Here is a 15,761-nt window from a genome sequence, read left to right on the forward strand (position 1 = left end):
TGTGAGGGTGGCGGAGGCCGGCGCCCCGGGGTTCGTCGGGGATCCGCCGGGAGGGTCGGGGGGCCTGGTGATGATCGGCGTGGACGTCGGCCCGGTTGCCGGCGGAGGACGCCGACGGAGGTGAAAGCGAGTCGGTGACGACGGTGAACTCGGGATCGGCCGAGGATCTGGTGAAGGCCAAGGCCGTGTTGCTGGAACACCCGGGTGGCCGGCGACGGCTGAGCCCGGAGGCGCTGCGGACGGCCCTGGTGGACCTGCACGACTTCTGGCTCTCGTCGCGGTGCGCCGCGATCGGGGTGAACGAACGGGCGTCCCTGGTCGCGGTGGGGGCGCTGGGCCGCCGGGAGCTGGCCCCCTACTCGGACCTGGACCTGGTGCTGCTGCACGACGGGCGCAAGGACGTCGACCGGCTCGCCGAACAGCTCTGGTACCCGCTCTGGGACGCCGGCATCGGGCTGGACCACTCGGTCCGTACACCCGGCCAGGCCGTCCAGGTCGCGGCGACGGACCTGCGGGCCGCATTCGGGCTGCTGGAGATCCGGCACATCGCCGGGGACCCCGCCCTGTCGGACAAGGTCCGCGGCGCGGTGCGGCAGGCCTGGCGGGCGGGTATCCGGAGCCGCTTCGACGAGATCGACGACGGTGCGCACGACCGCTGGACCAAGGTCGGTGACGTCGCGCACCGCATCGAGCCGGATCTCAAGTCCGGGCACGGCGGCCTCCGGGACGTCCAGCTGATCGGTGCGCTGGCCGCCGCCCAGCTCGTGGACCGGCCGGGCAGCGAGGTCGCGGAGGCCCGTGACCTGCTGCTGGACGTGCGGACGGAGCTGCACCGGCTCGCCGGGCGCGCCCGGGACGTGCTGCGCGCCCAGGACGCCGACGAGATCGCCGCCGTCCTCGAGATCGGGGACCGGTTCGAGCTCGCCCGCGCCCTGTCGGGCGCCGCCCGCGCCGTCGCGTTCGCCGCCGAGGTGGGCCTGCGGTCCGCCCGGGCCGCGCTGCCGCGGCGCGGGCTGGCCGCGCTGCGCCGCGCGCCCGTGCGCCGCCCGCTGGACTCCGGGGTCGTCGAGCACATGGGGGAGGTGGCGCTGGCGCGGGACGCCTCCGCCAACCGGGATCCCGCGCTGGTCCTGCGGGTCGCCGCCACGGCCGCCCGGACCGGTCTGCCGGTGGCCGCCGGCACCCTGCACCGCCTCGCCGAGACCGCCCCCGAGCTGCGGGAACCGTGGCCGCGGGCCGCGCTCGGCGAGCTGCTGTCGCTGCTCGGCACCGGGCGCGGCATGGTCGACGTGATCGAGGCGCTGGACCGCACCGGCCTCTGGGGACGGATGTTCCCCGAGTGGGGTGCCGTGCGGGACCTGCCGCCGCGGGACCGCGCGCACGTGTGGACGGTGGACCGGCACCTCGTCGAGGCGTGTGCGCAGGCCGCGCGGCTCACGACCCGCGTCTCCCGCCCGGACCTGCTGCTGGTCGGGGCCCTGCTGCACGACATCGGCAAGGGCCGCGGCGGGGACCACTCCGAGGTCGGCGAGTCGCTGGCGGTGCAGATGGGCCGCCGGCTCGGGTTCGGCGAGGCGGACGTCGTGCTGCTCGGCCGGATGGTCCGCCACCACCTCCTGCTCCCGCACACCGCCACCCGCCGCGATCTCGACGACCCGGCCACCGTCGGCCGGGTCGCGGAGACCCTCGGCAACGACGTGGTGCTGCTGGACCTGCTCGACGCGCTCGCCGAGGCGGACTCGCTGGCCACCGGTCCCGCCGTGTGGAGCCCGTGGAAGCGGGCGCTGATCCGCGACCTCTCCGCCCGGACCCGCGCGCTGATGGCGGGGGAGTCCCTGCCCGAGCCGGGCCCGGACCCCGAGCTCGACCCGGAGCTTGCGCGGGCGGTCGCCGAGGACGGGAAACCGCACGTCCGCCTCGTGCAGGACCACGACCTGGCCTCCGTGACCATCGGCGTGCCGGGCGGCCCCGCGGCGCTGTCCGCGTCCGCCGGGGTGCTGGCCCTGCACTCGCTGGAGGTGCACGCGGCCGAGGTCCGCACCACCGGCACGCTCGCGATCGCCCGGTTCGCGGTGTCCCCGCGCTTCGGCGGGCTCCCGGACCAGGCGTTGATCCGGGCGGACCTCGTCCGGGTGCTCGACGGCTCCCTCGTGCTCGCCGAGGCGCTGGCCCGCAAGGAGAAGGACTACGCGCCGACGTCCCCGGCCGTCGAGGGCACCGTCGCGCCGCGGATCCTCTGGTTCGACGACGAGGCCACCGGCGCCGTCGTCATGGAGCTCCGCGCGGCGGACCGGATCGGCCTGCTGCACCACGTCGCGGGCGCCCTCGAGAGCTGTGACGTGGAGGTGCGCTGGGCGCGGGTCGCCACGCTCGGGGCGTCGGTGGTCGACTCGTTCGGCCTGGCGGGCGCGGGGACGGACGGCGGGGTCGCCCGGGCGGCCCGGCGCAGGATCGAGCAGGCCGTGCTGGCGGCCGCGCGCCAGCCGGCCGGCAAGGTCCCGGCGGGGAGGACCCGCAAGGACACGCCCACGTAGCGGACGGGCGAGCGCGGCAACGACGCCCTCCTGAGCCGCGGGTCCGGGTAACGGACACCGGGAACGTACCGCCCTGACCGCTCGTTGGTCCGGCATGACGCTGACGCTGCCGGGAGACACCCCGTCCCGGCCGCTGCCCGTACCTTCCACCCCGCCGAGCCGATCGGCCGCGCCGGTCCGGCTCAGGCTGCCCGGGCGCAGCCTCGTGCTGGTGGCCGGGATGCCGGGCGCGGGGAAGTCCACGATGCTGCGCTCCGTCCGTCCCCGGCCCGGCCTGGTGGTCCTGGACTCCGACGCCCAGCGGGACGCCCTGGTCCGGCTCGCGCCGCGCACGCCGTACGCGCGCCTGCGGCCCCTCGTGCACCTGCTGCACCGCCTCGCCGTGATCGCGGCGGCCCTGGGCGGCGCGCCGACTGTCGTCGTCCACCTGCCCGCGACCGCACCCCGGCTGCGCCGCGCGGCGATCCTGCTGGCCCGGCTGAGCCGGCGGGACCCGCACCTCGTGTGGTTCGACGTCGACCCGGCGGACGCGCTGCGCGGCCAGCGGGAGCGCGGCCGGGTCGTCGACCCGGGGTCGTTCGCCCGGCACGCCGAGCGGGCGGAGGGGGTGGCGGAGCGGCTTCGGACGGGTGCGCTCGCCGAGCCGTGGCGCACCGTCACCGTCCTCGACCGTCCCACGGCGGCGCGCGGCCTCACCCTGGACAGCTGACCTCCCACGCAGACGCGCACGGGCCGGATCAGGTGCGTCGGCCCGCCATCTCGTGCGTGACCGCGGTGATCGGCCGGCCGGGGGCGGGCACGGGGTCTGCATCCCGGCCGCGCGGCCAAGTAGGGTTGGAGGGGTGTTCGACACCCTCAGCGAGCGTCTCAGCGGAACGCTGCGCGATCTGCGTGGCAAGGGCCGGCTCTCCGACGCCGACGTCGACGCCACCGCGCGCGAGATCCGTATCGCGCTGCTGGAGGCGGACGTCGCGTTGCCGGTCGTCCGGGGCTTCATCAGCCGGATCAAGGAACGGGCCAAGGGCGCGGAGGTCTCCGGCGCGCTGAACCCGGCCCAACAGGTCGTCAAGATCGTCGACGAGGAGCTCGTCACGATCCTCGGCGGCGAGACCCGCCGGCTGCGGCTGGCGAAGGAACCGCCGAGCGTCGTCATGCTCGCGGGCCTGCAGGGCTCCGGCAAGACGACCCTGGCGGGCAAGCTCGCGAAGCACCTCAAGGACCAGGGACACGCCCCGCTCCTGGTGGCCTGTGACCTGCAGCGCCCGAACGCGGTCAACCAGCTCCAGATCGTCGGCGAGCGCGCCGGCGTGCCCACCTACGCCCCCGAGCCCGGCAACGGGGTCGGGGACCCGGTGGACGTGGCCCGCCGCGGCATCGCGCACGCCCGCTCGGCGATGTACGACGTCGTGATCGTGGACACCGCCGGCCGCCTGGGCGTGGACCAGGAGCTGATGCAGCAGGCGTCGGACATCCGGGACGCGGTGCAGCCGGACGAGACGCTGTTCGTCGTCGACGCCATGATCGGTCAGGACGCCGTGGCGACCGCCGAGGCGTTCCGGGACGGGGTCGGGTTCACCGGCGTCGTCCTCACCAAGCTCGACGGCGACGCCCGCGGTGGCGCCGCGCTGAGCGTCCGCGAGGTCACCGGGCAGCCGATCCTCTTCGCCTCCAACGGCGAGAAGCTCGAGGACTTCGACGTCTTCCACCCGGACCGCATGGCGTCGCGGATCCTGGGCATGGGCGACCTGCTCACCCTCATCGAGCAGGCCGAACAGGTTTTCGACGCCGAGAAGTCCGCCGCCACCGCCGCGAAGATCGGCAGCGGTGAGCTCTCGCTCGAGGACTTCCTCGAGCAGATGCTCGCCATCCGCAAGATGGGGCCGATCGGCAACATCCTGGGCATGCTCCCCGGCGCCAACTCGGCGCAGATGAAGGAAGCCCTCGCGCAGGTCGACGACAAGCAGCTGGACAAGCTGCAGGCGATCATCCGCGGCATGACGCCGGGGAGCGGGCGGACCCGAAGATCATCAACGGGTCGCGGCGGTCCCGGATCGCGAACGGCTCGGGCGTCACCGTCTCCGATGTGAACGACCTGGTGAACCGCTTCTTCGAGGCCCGCAAGCAGATGAAGCAGATGGCCGGGCAGTTCGGCTTCGGCGGCGGGGGCCGCAGCGCCACCCGCAAGCAGCCCAAGAACAAGCGCAAGGCGAAGCAGCAGAAGGGACGCAAGGGCCCGACGCCGTCCCGCGCCGCCGGGATGCCGGACCTGTCGAACCTGCCGCCGTCGCTGCAGGAGCTGCCGCCGGCGTTCGGCGGCGGCATGGACCAGCTGCCGCCCGGCTTCGACCCCTCGAAGCTGAACTTCGGGAACAAGAAGGGCCGCTGATGCCCTCTGCCGGGTACCTGCTGCGCGGTGTGGTCCTGCCGTCGGGGGAGCGGGCGGAGCTCTACGTGGACGCGGCCGGACGGGTCGGCGCCGAGCCGCTGCCCGGCGCCGAGGTGCTCGACGAGGGCGGGTGGATCGTCCCCGGGCTGGTGGACGCGCACTGTCACGTCGGGCTGGGGCCCTCGGGGCCCGTCGAGCTGGACGAGGCGGAGCGGCAGGCGATCACGGACCGGGACGCCGGCGCGCTGCTCCTGCGTGACTGCGGCTCGCCGGTGGACACCAGGCCGTTGCAGGTCCGGGAGGACCTGCCGGAGATCATCCGCGCGGCCCGGCACATCGCCCGACCCAAGCGCTACATCTCGGGCCTCGCCGTCGACCTGGATGACCCCGCGCTGCTGCCCGAGGTCGTCGCGGAGCAGGCGGCGGCCGGGGACGGCTGGGTCAAGCTGGTGGGGGACTGGATCGACCGCGGCGTCGGCGATCTCGCCCCGCTCTGGCCCGACGACGTCCTGAAGGCGGCCGTCGACGCCGCCCACGCCGCCGGGGCCCGGGTCACCGCGCACGTCTTCGGGACGGACGCGCTGTACGGGCTGATCGCCGCGGGCATCGACTGCATCGAGCACGGCACCGGACTCACGGACGACCTGATCGCCGATATGGCCGCCCGCGGGACCGCGCTGGTCCCGACGCTGATCAACGTCGACACGTTCCCCGGGATCGCGGACAGCGCGTCGCGGTACCCGACGTACGCCGCGCACATGCGCGAGCTGCACCGGACCGCGCGGGAGACGGTCGGCAAGGCCATCGAGGCGGGCGTGCCGGTGTTCGCCGGGACGGACGCGGGTGGCGGCATCCGGCACGGCCGGATCGCCGACGAGATCGCCGCGCTGGCCGCGGCCGGGCATCCGGACGCGCTCGGGGCGGCCGCCTGGGCCGCCCGGGAGTGGCTGCAGCGGCCGGGCCTGGAGCCGGGGGCGCCGGCGGATCTCGTCGTCTACCGGACGGACCCCCGCACGGACCCCGAGGCCGTCCGGCACCCCGCCCTGGTGATGCTGCGCGGGCGGATCGCCGGGGCGGCCTGACCGACGCCCGTCGTGCGGACACGCTGATCCGGGGCCGGGTAGCGTCGGGGGCGTGGGCATCCCGGACGGCGACGGCCAGACGATCGGCCCCGGTTCGCAACAGCTGCCGCCGGGGGGCTACCGGTACGGGCCGCCGCCGCCGAGACCCGGCGCCCCGGTGATCCACGGGTGGCCGCACCCCCTGCCCGTCGCCCCCGCCTCCGACCCGTCCCCGGAACCCGCACCGGAGCCGCGCCCGCCGCACCGCTGGGGGCTCGGCGCCTACCTGCTCGTCGAGGTGGTCTTCCTCGGCGCGTCGTTCCTGGTCTCGGCGCTCTTCGCCGGCCCGGACGGCCTCGGCGTGCCGGGGATCCTGCTCGCGCTGGGTGCACCCACGCTGCTCGCCGCCGGGACCGCGCTGCTCGTCACCCGCCTGCGGGGCAACGGCCCCCGCCTCGACCTGGGGCTGAGCGTGCGTGCCCGGGACCTCGGGATCGGTCTGGCCCTCGGCTTCGGCGGGCTGCTGCTGAGCATTCCCGCGTCGCTGGTCTACGCGGCCGTGGTCGGGCCGGAACAGGCCACGTCCACCGTCGGGCAGATCTTCGACGGCGTGCGGGTCGGCTGGCCGATCGCCGTCCTGGTGTTCCTGCTGGTGGTGGTCGTCGCACCGATCTGTGAGGAGATCGTCTACCGCGGGCTGCTCTGGGGTGCGGTGGAGAAGCTCGGCGCCAACCGATGGGTCGCCTTCCTGATCACCACGCTGCTCTTCGCCATGGCCCACTTCGAGCTGACCCGCACGCCGTTGCTGCTGGTCGTCGCGCTCCCGATCGGGCTGGCCCGGGCGATCACCGGGCGGCTCCCGGCCGGGATCGTCGCCCACGCCGTGAACAACCTGCTGCCCGGGCTCGCGCTCGCCCTGGCGCTGACGGGCGCGCTGCCCGCGGTCTGAAAGCCCGGCGCGGGGGGCGATCCGCAGGTGGTGGGGTCGTCCGCCCGCGGGGGCGTCTGGCACAATGGTCGATCGGGTCCGCGGCTGGCCCTCTACCGTGCCGCGGCCGAACATCTCGAGTGAGCGAAGCCGTACCCCCACGCGGGACTGAGCTGACTCAACAGCAGCACTACCCGATCCGCGAGGAGTACCGAACAGCGTGGCCGTCAAGATCAAGCTGATGCGTCTGGGCAAGATCCGTCAGCCGTACTACCGCGTCGTCGTCGCCGACTCGCGCACCCGCCGCAGCGGTCGCGCCATCGAGACGATCGGCAAGTACCACCCGAAGAACGAGCCGAGCCTCATCGAGATCGACTCCGAGCGTGCGCAGTACTGGCTGGGCGTCGGCGCGCTGCCGACCGAGCCGGTGCAGCACCTGCTCGAGATCACCGGTGACTGGCAGAAGTTCAAGGGCCTCCCGGGCTCCGAGGGCACCCTGAAGCCGCAGCCGGAGAAGATCGACAAGCTTGCGCGCTTCCAGGCGGCGCTCGCGGCGGCGGGCGAGGAGCCCACCACCGAGGCCACCACGCCGAAGAAGAAGAAGGCCAAGGCGGACGAGCCGGCCGAGGCCGAGTCGACCGAGTCGTGAGCCTCCTGGCGGATGCGCTCGACCACCTGGTGCGCGGCATCGTGGACCACCCGGAGGACGTGCGCGTCGACCTGGTGACCAACCGTCGTGGCCGCACGCTCGAGGTCCGGGTGCACCCCGAGGACCTCGGCAAGGTGATCGGCCGGGGCGGTCGTACCGCGACGGCGCTGCGCACCGTGATGGGGGGCATCGGCGGCCGGGGTGTCCGGGTCGATGTCGTCGACACCGATCACTAGGACCGTGGCGCCCGGAACGGGCGGCGAACTGCTCGTCGGGCTCGTCGCCAAGGTCCACGGCCTGCGCGGCGAGCTCGCGGTCGACGTCCGCACGGACTCCCCCGAGGAGCGGTTCGCCCCCGGGTCGGTGCTGGTCTCGCGGCGCACCGGCCGGCCGGACGGCACCCTGACCGTGGAGAGCGCCCGCCCGCATTCCGGGCGGCTGCTCGTCCGCTTCGTCGAGGTGCCGGACCGGACCGCGGCCGAGGAGATGCGCGGCGCCCGGCTCCTGATCGGTGTCGAGTCGCTGGCGCCGGCGGAGGACCCCGAGGAGTTCCACGCCCACCAGCTCGAAGGCCTCCGGGCCGAGCTGGCGGACGGCGAGTCGCTCGGCACGGTCCGTGAGATCGTCCACGGCCCGGGCGGGGACCTGCTGGTCGTCGCGCGCGAGGGCCGGGCGGACCTCCTCGTGCCGTTCGTGCGGGAGATCGTCCCGACCGTCGATCTCGACGGCGGCAGGGTCGTCCTCACCCCGCCCGAGGGCCTGCTGGACCTCGACCAGAACTGAAGAAGCACCCCGGAAGGCCCCGTCGCACCGCGACGGGGCCTTCCGCATGCTCGCCTCGGCCGCCCGGCCCCGTTGTGGAGCCACGACGCGGTCTCTGGCGGGGTCGGCGCGTTGTGGGTTCCATGATGGTGTCAATGTCAGTTGACATGCTCCGCTTGTCAACGTAAGTTGACGGACATGGCAGATGCGACAGCGGTGGCGGCAGCGGCGTCGAGCAAGGACCCCGCGGTCGGCCTGGCGGCCGTGGCGTCCCTGCGGACGCTGCTCGAGTCGCTCGAGGAGCTCCAGGTCGGCAACGCCAGGGCGCAGGGCTGGTCCTGGCAGCGGATCGCCGACGTCATGAAGGTCAGCAGGCAGGCGGTGCACAAGAAGTACCGCCGCCTCGGATTCTGAGAGCGGGAGGCGCGAGCATGTTCGAGAGGTTCACCGTCCCGGCCCGGCAGGCCGTGATCACCGCCCAGCAGGACGCCCGGGAGCGGCGGCAGACCCACATCCGCACCGAGAACGTCCTGATCGCCCTCTACGGGTCCCCGACGAGCCCTGGCGCGCAGCTGCTGCGCGACGCGGGGGTGGAGCGCGCCGACGTCGAGGCGGACATCGTGCGCATGCACCGCGGCGACGCCCCGGATCCGGAGGCCCTCGCGACGATCGGCATCGATCTCGACGAGGTGCGCCGCCAGGTGGAGGACGCCTTCGGGCCCGGAGCCCTGGAGCGGACCCGGGCGGTCCGGGGGAAGGGTGGCGGCAAGCACGTCCCCTTCGACCGCCCCGCGAAGAAGTCCCTGGAGCTGTCGCTGCGGGAGGCGCTGCGGCTCGACCACTCCTACATCGGCTCCGAGCACATCCTGCTGGGGCTGCTGCACACGGAGACCGGCGCGGCCCACCACATCCTCGCGAGCCGGGGGGTCACGCTCGCCGGGATGCGTGCGGCCGTCGAGGAGTTCGGGCGCGGCGCGGCGAGCGGCTGAGAGTCCGCCGGCGTCCACGGCCACCCCACTCTGCGAGGATCCGCCCGGTGCGGATCGACGTCGTCACCATCTTCCCCGGCTATCTGGCCCCGTTGCGCGAGGCGCTGCTCGGCCGGGCGATCGAGGCCGGGCTGATCGACGTGGCCGTCCACGACCTGCGGAACTGGACGCACGACGTGCACCAGGCCGTCGACGACTCGCCCTACGGTGGCGGGCCCGGCATGGTCATGCGCCCGCAGGTCTGGGGCGAGGCCCTCGACAGCGTGATCGGGGGGGTGCCGGGTGACGCCCCCGCGCGGCTGGTGGTCCCGACGCCCGCGGGCCGCCCGTTCACCCAGGCCACCGCGCACGCGTGGGCGGGGGAGGAGCGCCTCGTCTTCGCCTGCGGCCGCTACGAGGGGATCGACCAGCGCGTCGTCGACCACTACGCGGAACGCATGCCCGTCGACGAGGTCAGCATCGGGGACTACGTGCTGGTCGGCGGCGAGGTGGCGGTGCTGACGATGGTCGAGGCGGTGGTGCGCCTGCTGCCCGGCGTGCTCGGCAATCCGCGCTCGGCCGCGGAGGACTCCTTCTCCGACGGGCTGCTCGAGGGCCCCGCGTACACGCGTCCGGAGAGCTGGCGCGGCCACGACGTCCCGGACGTGCTGCGCAGCGGCAACCACGCCGCGATCGCCCGCTGGCGGCGGGACCGGGCCCTGGAACGGACGGCCGCGCGCCGGCCGGACCTGCTCGACGCGTTGCCCGCCGACGCCCTCGACAAGAAGGACCGGGCGCTCCTCGCCCAGCTCAGGGAAGCTGCGGAGGGCTCCTGACCCCACCGATTTCACCCTGCCCGAACCCGTCTGGCACTATGGACGGGTTGCCAGCGCCCGACGCCATGGTTGTCGGGCCCTGTCGGGCGCCCCCGGCTCCATCGAGATCGAGCCGGTGCGGCCACCCCACACGACCGCTGCACGAGAGTTTCAGACGAGGACGGACCTGCGCGATGAACACCCTGGACGACCTGGACGCACAGATGCTGCGCTCCGACATCCCCGCCTTCCGGCCGGGGGACACGCTCAAGGTGCACGTGAAGGTCATCGAGGGCAACCGCTCTCGTGTCCAGGTGTTCCAGGGCGTCGTCATCCGCCGCCACGGCTCCGGCGCCCGGGAGACCTTCACGGTCCGCAAGGTGTCGTTCGGCGTCGGCGTGGAGCGCACCTTCCCGGTGCACTCGCCGAACATCGACAAGATCGAGATCTTCACCCGCGGCGACGTGCGCCGCGCCAAGCTCTACTACCTTCGTGACCTGCGCGGCAAGGCCGCGAAGATCAAGGAGAAGCGTGAGACGACCACCGCTTCCTGAGCGTCACCCGGACCGGTCGCCCCGGTTGCCGTAGCCTCGACACCGTGGCGTTCCCCAGCTCCCCGACGACCGCCGCGCGCAACCGCGGCGGTACGCGCCCGCGGATTCGCCCGCGCGGACGCAGACCCCACCCGACGGGTGGCGTGGTCCGGACGTCGGGCAGCCCGAGGACGACGGCGGTCGTGGCCGCGGCTGGGGCGGCGCCCTCCCGGACGGCCTCGAGGGCCGGCCCGGGGAGAGCCTCCCGTCTACGGACGCGCCTGGGGTGCGGAGCCGGACTTCCCGCCCGCGGAGCGGCTCGGCGTGATGCGCCGGGCCGACGCCCGTGACCAGCCCGGGCCGGACCGGCCCCCGTCGGGCAGCTCCGGCGGCCCGTCGTCGAGAGGGCAGCGCGCGGACGCTGCGCCCGCCGCCGGATCCGGCGGCTGGGTCAACGGCGTCTGGCTCGGGATGGCCGAGGCCGTCGGCTTCGACCCGGTCGAGGCGCGCCGCAGTGGCTCCGGATACGCCGCAGACCCTGCGGCGCCCTACGGCGACGCCCGGGCCGATCGCCCCGGCCCCGACGACCAGGGCCCGAACCGCAGGCCCGCGGAGCGCGGCCCGAACGGTCGGTACGCCGACGACCGCAGGCACAGCGAGAACCACCGCCCCGAGAACCACCGCCCCACCGAGAACCACCGGGACGAGCAGCCCACCGAGGAGTTCCGCACCGGCGGGTTCGCCGGCCGGCCCGTCCCGGGGCGCCAGGACCCGGAGGGGCGCCCGCCCCGCGGCCCGGACCCCGCTCGCCCGCAGGGCGACCCGCGGAACGTCGCGCCCCGGCAGTGGACCCCCGCCGGACCGCCGGAGACCGAGGAGACCGGCCCCACCGAGGTCATCCCCGCCGCGACCGACACCGCCGAGACCGAGGCCATCCCGAACGACCTCGTCCGCCCGCACGATCCTGCTCCGCAGGACCTGCCCGTCCCGGACGACGCTCCCGGGGACGTCGCCCCCGGGGCCGCTCCCGACGACGACGCGGACCCCGACGGCATCCCCGGCCGGCACCGCCGGCGCGCGGGCGCCTCGTCCGCGGGCAAGCCTGCGGCGTCCTACCTCGCCACCCAGCGCTCGGGCGGGAAGAAGCCCCGCACCGGTCGCCGGCGGCGGCCCACGTTCTGGAAGGAACTGCCGCTGCTCATCGTGGTGGCGCTGGTCCTGACCTTCCTGATCCAGACGTTCCTGGCGAAGGTCTACGTGATCCCGTCGGGCTCGATGGAGACCACGCTGCACGGGTGCACCGGCTGCAACAACGACCGCGTGCTCGTGGACAAGGTCACCTTCCGCTTCGGAGACCCCCAGCCCGGGGACGTCGTCGTGTTCCGCGGCCCGGACAGCTGGAGCAACACCGAGTTCAGCGTGGCCCCGCCCTCCAGCACGATCGCGCGGGTCGGCCAGGAGATCGGATCGCTGATCGGCCTCGCCCCGCCGGACGAGAAGGACTTCGTCAAGCGCGTCATCGCCGTCGGCGGCCAGACCGTCGCCTGCTGCGACTCGCGGAACCGCGTCATGGTCGACGGCGCGCCGCTCGACGAGCCCTACATCTACTACCTGCCCGCCGCGGGGCCGGCCCGGCAGATCCCGTTCGGGCCGATCACGGTGCCGGACGGGGAACTCTGGGTCATGGGCGACAGCCGCAACAACTCCTCGGACTCCCGGATCGACGGTCACGGCCCCATCCCGGTCGCCAACGTCATCGGCAAGGCCCGGCTCAAGGTGCTGCCGATCGGCCGTTTCGGCTGGATCGACGCGACGAACCCGCAGCAGAGCAAGGCGGTCGGCCTCGGCGACAGCCTCCCGCAGGGCGTGCCGCTGGCGCTGGGCATGGCCGGTGCGCTGCCGTTCGGGCTGCTGCGCCGCCGACGCATCCGCTTCGACCAGCACGTCGAGGAGTTCCTGCCGTCCACGCGCCGCAGCCGGTCCCGGTTCCGTCACGGCGGGTCCTGACCCCGTACGGTCACTCCGTGGTCGCGCGCCCTCGCATGCCGTCACCCCGCTCGCCGTCCCGCCGGCCCGCCCGGCGCCGCCCCGCCGAGATCCTGCCGCCCGAGCTCAGGCCCGGGCGGGCGATCGTCCGCGCCTCGGCGGGGACCTGGACGTTGCAGACCACGCTGCACCGGCACGGCCTGGGCCCCGTCGCGGGCGTCGACGAGGCCGGGCGCGGGGCCTGCGCCGGACCGCTCGTCGTCGCGGCCTGTGTCCTGAGGCCGAACGACGCGAAGCGGTTCGAGGGCCTCACGGACTCGAAGATGCTCACCCCGGCCGCGCGGGAGGAGTTCTTCACGCTGATCACCCGGCGGGCGGAGGACCTGTCGGTGATCGTCATCCCGCCGGCGGAGGTGGACCGCCGGGGCGTCCACGTCGCCAACATCGAGGGGATGCGGCGGGCCGTCGCCGGCCTCGCGTCGGCGCCCGGTTACGTCCTCACCGACGGGTTCGCCGTGCGCGGCTTCGGCCGGCCGGCGCTGGCGGTGCCCAAGGGCGACCTCGCGGCGGCCTGCGTCGCCGCGGCGTCGGTCCTGGCCAAGGTGACCAGGGACCGGATGATGGTCGAGCTGGACGCCGCGCTGCCGCAGTACCGGTTCGGCGAGCACAAGGGCTACTGCACGCCGGTCCACGACGCCGCCCTGGCCGAGCACGGCCCCAGCGCCGTGCACCGCTACTCGTTCGTCAACGTGGCCGCTGCTGCCCGCCGTGACCGCGGTGTTCCCGGAGGTGACCCGGCCGGGGTCGGGGGGTCGGTGGGCCTGGTCCACAATGAGGGCCCGCTCGACGAGCCCGTCGAGTCCACCGCAGGGGGAGGAATGCAGCTGTGAGCGCCGAGGATCTCGAGAAGTACGAGACCGAGATGGAGCTCACGCTCTACAAGGAGTACCGCGACATCGTGTCGCAGTTCTCCTACATCGTGGAGACGGAGCGCCGCTTCTACCTGGCCAACTCGGTGGACGTCGCCCCGCGCAACGCGGACGGCGAGATCTACTTCGAGGTCCGGATGTCCGACGCGTGGGTGTGGGACATGTACCGGCCCGCGCGGTTCGTGAAGAACGTCCGGGTGCTCACGTTCAAGGACGTGAACATCGAGGAGCTGGACAAGCCGGATCTGCGGCTGCCGGAGGACGAGCAGTTCGGGCGCTGACGCCCTACACCACGGCCCCGAGGGTTTCGGTGGCCCCGCCCTGATCCCGGCGAGTTGTCCCCACCGGCCTCCGGCCATCCACAGATTCTCGATTCACCCCGGGCGGACCCGCGGTCCACGCGATCGTGGACCGCATGGCAGCCAAGGACGAACTGGGCCGCCGCGGCGAGGACGTCGCGGTCGAGTACCTGCAGAACCGCGGCCTGGTCGTGCTGTCCCGCAACTGGCGTTGCCGGGACGGGGAGCTCGACGTGGTCGCGACGGACCGCGCACGGCTCGTGGTGTGCGAGATCAAGACCCGCTCCGGCACGCGGTACGGCGAACCCGCCGAGGCGGTGACGGAGAAGAAGGCCGCGACGATCCGGCGGGTCACCCGGGCCTGGCTCGCCCAGCACCACGTCGGCTGGTGCGAGATCCGGTTCGACGTCGTCGCGGTGCTCATGCCGCCGGACCGGCCGGTCACGCTGAAGCACTACGAGGCGGCGTTCTGATGGCGGCGCTGGCCCGGGCCTGGTCGGTCGCGCTACGTGGCGTCGAAGGCGTCCCGGTGGAGATCGAGGCCGCGATCGGCGGCGGGATGCCCGGGGTGCACCTGGTCGGCCTGCCGGACGCCGCGCTGCAGGAGTCCAAGGACCGGGTGCGGTCCGCGGTGGTCAACTCCGGCCGGCAGTGGCCCAACGAGCGGATCCTCCTCGCGCTCTCCCCGGCGACCCTGCGCAAGGCCGGTTCCGGGTTCGACCTGGCTCTCGCCTGCGCGGTCCTCGCCGCCGCCGGCGTGGTGGACCGCGGGCGGCTGGCCGGCACGGTGCTGCTCGGGGAGCTTGCCCTGGACGGCCGGATCCGGCAGGTCCGCGGTGTGCTGCCGTGCCTGCTCGCGGCCCGGGCGGCCGGGCTGCGGCGCGTGGTCGTGCCGGGGGTGGCGCTGGCCGAGGCGGGCCTCGTCGACGGGCTCGACGTGTTCGGGGCCGGGACGCTCGCCGACGTGCTCACCTGGCTCGCCGGGGACGGTCCGCTGGACCGCCCGGGCCCGGTGGCGGGCGAGCCCGGGGCCGCGGCGCCGGAGCTCGCGGAGGTCGTGGGGCAGCCGGACGCCCGCCACGCGCTGGAGGTGGCGGCCGCGGGCGGCCATCACCTGCTGCTGGTCGGGCCGCCCGGGACCGGCAAGACCATGCTCGCGCAGCGGATCGTCGGGCTGCTCCCCGAACTGTCCCGGGACGACGCGCTGCAGCTCGCGGCCGTCCGCTCGGTGGCGGGGAACCTCCCGCCGGCCGGGCCGCTGAGCACCGTGGCGCCGTTCGTCGCCCCGCACCACTCCAGCTCGATGGCCGCGCTGCTCGGCGGCGGGAGCGGTGTCGCGAGGCCCGGCGCCGTCTCGATGGCTCACCGCGGCGTGCTCTTCCTGGACGAGTGCGTCGAGTTCGGCGCGCACGTCCTGGACTCGTTGCGGACGCCGCTGGAGGAGGGCGAGGTCAGGCTGGCCCGCGCCGAGGGGACCGTGAGCTATCCGGCGCGCTTCCAACTCGTCCTCGCGGCCAACCCCTGTCCGTGCGCCCCCGCGAACGACCGGGACTGTGTGTGCTCGTCGGCCATGCGGCGTCGCTATCTGGGGAAACTGTCCGGCCCGCTGCTGGACCGGGTGGACCTGCGCGCGCGGATGCTGCCGGTCACCGCGCTGGGCGGAACGGACGAGACGGCCGAGAGCACCGAGGTCGTGCGCAAACGAGTGCTGGCCGCGCGGGAGGCCGCCGCGGAGCGCTGGGCCGAGCAGGGGTGGCGGACGAACGCCGAGGTGCCCGGGCCGGCGCTGCGTACCGCGTTCGCGCTGCCGCGCGCCGTGATCAGACCACTGGAGGAACGGATGCGAGCAGGCGAGCTGTCGGCCCGGGGCGCGGACCGCGCACTCCGGGTCACCTGGACTGTAACCTAGCG

General features: G+C 74.4%; 16 protein-coding genes and 1 pseudogene. All 17 read left to right on the forward strand.

Annotated elements, in window-relative coordinates; translation table 11 throughout:
- Positions 1-134: 134 nt before the first annotated feature.
- The 17 genes and pseudogenes from WBK50_RS06775 (at position 135) to WBK50_RS06855 (ending at position 15,759) form a co-directional block, all read left to right on the forward strand.
- Positions 135-2,534 carry a [protein-PII] uridylyltransferase gene (locus WBK50_RS06775; RefSeq protein ID WP_341334760.1) on the forward strand — a complete coding sequence of 800 codons (2,400 nt, stop codon included), beginning with the start codon at positions 135-137 and terminating at the stop codon, positions 2,532-2,534.
- A 94-nt stretch (positions 2,535-2,628) separates the two neighbouring features.
- Positions 2,629-3,243, forward strand: a complete 615-nt coding sequence (locus WBK50_RS06780; RefSeq protein WP_341334761.1) for an AAA family ATPase — start codon at positions 2,629-2,631, stop codon at positions 3,241-3,243.
- A 133-nt stretch (positions 3,244-3,376) separates the two neighbouring features.
- Positions 3,377-4,920, forward strand: a pseudogene (gene ffh / locus WBK50_RS06785) (signal recognition particle protein).
- Positions 4,920-6,002, forward strand: coding sequence for an amidohydrolase family protein (locus WBK50_RS06790; RefSeq protein WP_341334762.1), 1,083 nt, complete (start codon positions 4,920-4,922; stop codon positions 6,000-6,002). The pseudogene ffh and the gene WBK50_RS06790 overlap by 1 nt, the downstream one beginning before the upstream one ends.
- A gap of 52 nt (positions 6,003-6,054) precedes the next feature.
- Positions 6,055-6,930 carry a CPBP family intramembrane glutamic endopeptidase gene (locus WBK50_RS06795; protein WP_341334763.1) on the forward strand — a complete coding sequence of 292 codons (876 nt, stop codon included), beginning with the start codon at positions 6,055-6,057 and terminating at the stop codon, positions 6,928-6,930.
- A 199-nt stretch (positions 6,931-7,129) separates the two neighbouring features.
- Positions 7,130-7,558: a 30S ribosomal protein S16 gene (rpsP, locus tag WBK50_RS06800; protein ID WP_341334764.1), complete on the forward strand. Its 429-nt coding sequence runs from the start codon at positions 7,130-7,132 to the stop codon at positions 7,556-7,558.
- Positions 7,555-7,794 (forward strand): RNA-binding protein, encoded by a 240-nt coding sequence (locus WBK50_RS06805; RefSeq protein ID WP_341334765.1) that lies wholly within the window; start codon positions 7,555-7,557, stop codon positions 7,792-7,794. The genes rpsP and WBK50_RS06805 overlap by 4 nt, the downstream gene beginning before the upstream one ends.
- The gene (gene rimM / locus WBK50_RS06810; RefSeq protein ID WP_445942230.1) at positions 7,772-8,341 is read left to right on the forward strand and encodes a ribosome maturation factor RimM; all 570 of its coding nucleotides are present in this window, start codon (positions 7,772-7,774) and stop codon (positions 8,339-8,341) included. Before WBK50_RS06805 ends, rimM begins: the two co-directional genes overlap by 23 nt.
- Positions 8,342-8,518: 177 nt before the next feature.
- Positions 8,519-8,734: a helix-turn-helix domain-containing protein gene (locus tag WBK50_RS06815; protein ID WP_341334767.1), complete on the forward strand. Its 216-nt coding sequence runs from the start codon at positions 8,519-8,521 to the stop codon at positions 8,732-8,734.
- Positions 8,735-8,751: 17 nt separating this feature from the next.
- Positions 8,752-9,309 (forward strand): Clp protease N-terminal domain-containing protein, encoded by a 558-nt coding sequence (locus tag WBK50_RS06820; protein WP_341334768.1) that lies wholly within the window; start codon positions 8,752-8,754, stop codon positions 9,307-9,309.
- A gap of 47 nt (positions 9,310-9,356) precedes the next feature.
- Positions 9,357-10,124: a tRNA (guanosine(37)-N1)-methyltransferase TrmD gene (trmD, locus tag WBK50_RS06825; protein ID WP_341334769.1), complete on the forward strand. Its 768-nt coding sequence runs from the start codon at positions 9,357-9,359 to the stop codon at positions 10,122-10,124.
- Between the two features lie 173 nt (positions 10,125-10,297).
- On the forward strand, positions 10,298-10,657 hold the full coding sequence (gene rplS / locus WBK50_RS06830; protein WP_341334770.1) for a 50S ribosomal protein L19: 360 nt from the start codon (positions 10,298-10,300) through the stop codon (positions 10,655-10,657).
- 306 nt (positions 10,658-10,963) lie between these two features.
- Entirely contained in the window at positions 10,964-12,643 is a 1,680-nt protein-coding gene (gene lepB / locus WBK50_RS06835) for a signal peptidase I (protein WP_341339322.1), read from the forward strand.
- A gap of 17 nt (positions 12,644-12,660) precedes the next feature.
- Positions 12,661-13,512 carry a ribonuclease HII gene (locus tag WBK50_RS06840; RefSeq protein ID WP_341334771.1) on the forward strand — a complete coding sequence of 284 codons (852 nt, stop codon included), beginning with the start codon at positions 12,661-12,663 and terminating at the stop codon, positions 13,510-13,512.
- Positions 13,509-13,832, forward strand: a complete 324-nt coding sequence (locus WBK50_RS06845) for a DUF2469 domain-containing protein (protein ID WP_297503892.1) — start codon at positions 13,509-13,511, stop codon at positions 13,830-13,832. Before WBK50_RS06840 ends, WBK50_RS06845 begins: the two co-directional genes overlap by 4 nt.
- A gap of 134 nt (positions 13,833-13,966) precedes the next feature.
- Positions 13,967-14,323 carry a YraN family protein gene (locus tag WBK50_RS06850; RefSeq protein ID WP_341334772.1) on the forward strand — a complete coding sequence of 119 codons (357 nt, stop codon included), beginning with the start codon at positions 13,967-13,969 and terminating at the stop codon, positions 14,321-14,323.
- A complete protein-coding gene (locus tag WBK50_RS06855; protein WP_341334773.1) occupies positions 14,323-15,759 on the forward strand; it encodes a YifB family Mg chelatase-like AAA ATPase in 1,437 nt (478 codons plus the stop codon). The genes WBK50_RS06850 and WBK50_RS06855 overlap by 1 nt, the downstream gene beginning before the upstream one ends.
- Positions 15,760-15,761 lie beyond the last annotated feature (2 nt).

This window comes from Pseudonocardia sp. T1-2H (genome assembly GCF_038039215.1).
Classification (GTDB): domain Bacteria; phylum Actinomycetota; class Actinomycetes; order Mycobacteriales; family Pseudonocardiaceae; genus Pseudonocardia.

Coding starts and splice junctions, on each gene's coding strand:
- rplS (WP_341334770.1), top strand. CDS start 10,298: ATGAACACCCTGGACGACCTGGACGCACAGATGCTGCGCTCCGACATC.
- WBK50_RS06780 (WP_341334761.1), top strand. CDS start 2,629: ATGACGCTGACGCTGCCGGGAGACACCCCGTCCCGGCCGCTGCCCGTA.
- WBK50_RS06820 (WP_341334768.1), top strand. CDS start 8,752: ATGTTCGAGAGGTTCACCGTCCCGGCCCGGCAGGCCGTGATCACCGCC.
- lepB (WP_341339322.1), top strand. CDS start 10,964: ATGCGCCGGGCCGACGCCCGTGACCAGCCCGGGCCGGACCGGCCCCCG.
- WBK50_RS06790 (WP_341334762.1), top strand. CDS start 4,920: ATGCCCTCTGCCGGGTACCTGCTGCGCGGTGTGGTCCTGCCGTCGGGG.
- WBK50_RS06815 (WP_341334767.1), top strand. CDS start 8,519: ATGGCAGATGCGACAGCGGTGGCGGCAGCGGCGTCGAGCAAGGACCCC.
- rimM (WP_445942230.1), top strand. CDS start 7,772: ATGTCGTCGACACCGATCACTAGGACCGTGGCGCCCGGAACGGGCGGC.
- WBK50_RS06850 (WP_341334772.1), top strand. CDS start 13,967: ATGGCAGCCAAGGACGAACTGGGCCGCCGCGGCGAGGACGTCGCGGTC.
- WBK50_RS06855 (WP_341334773.1), top strand. CDS start 14,323: ATGGCGGCGCTGGCCCGGGCCTGGTCGGTCGCGCTACGTGGCGTCGAA.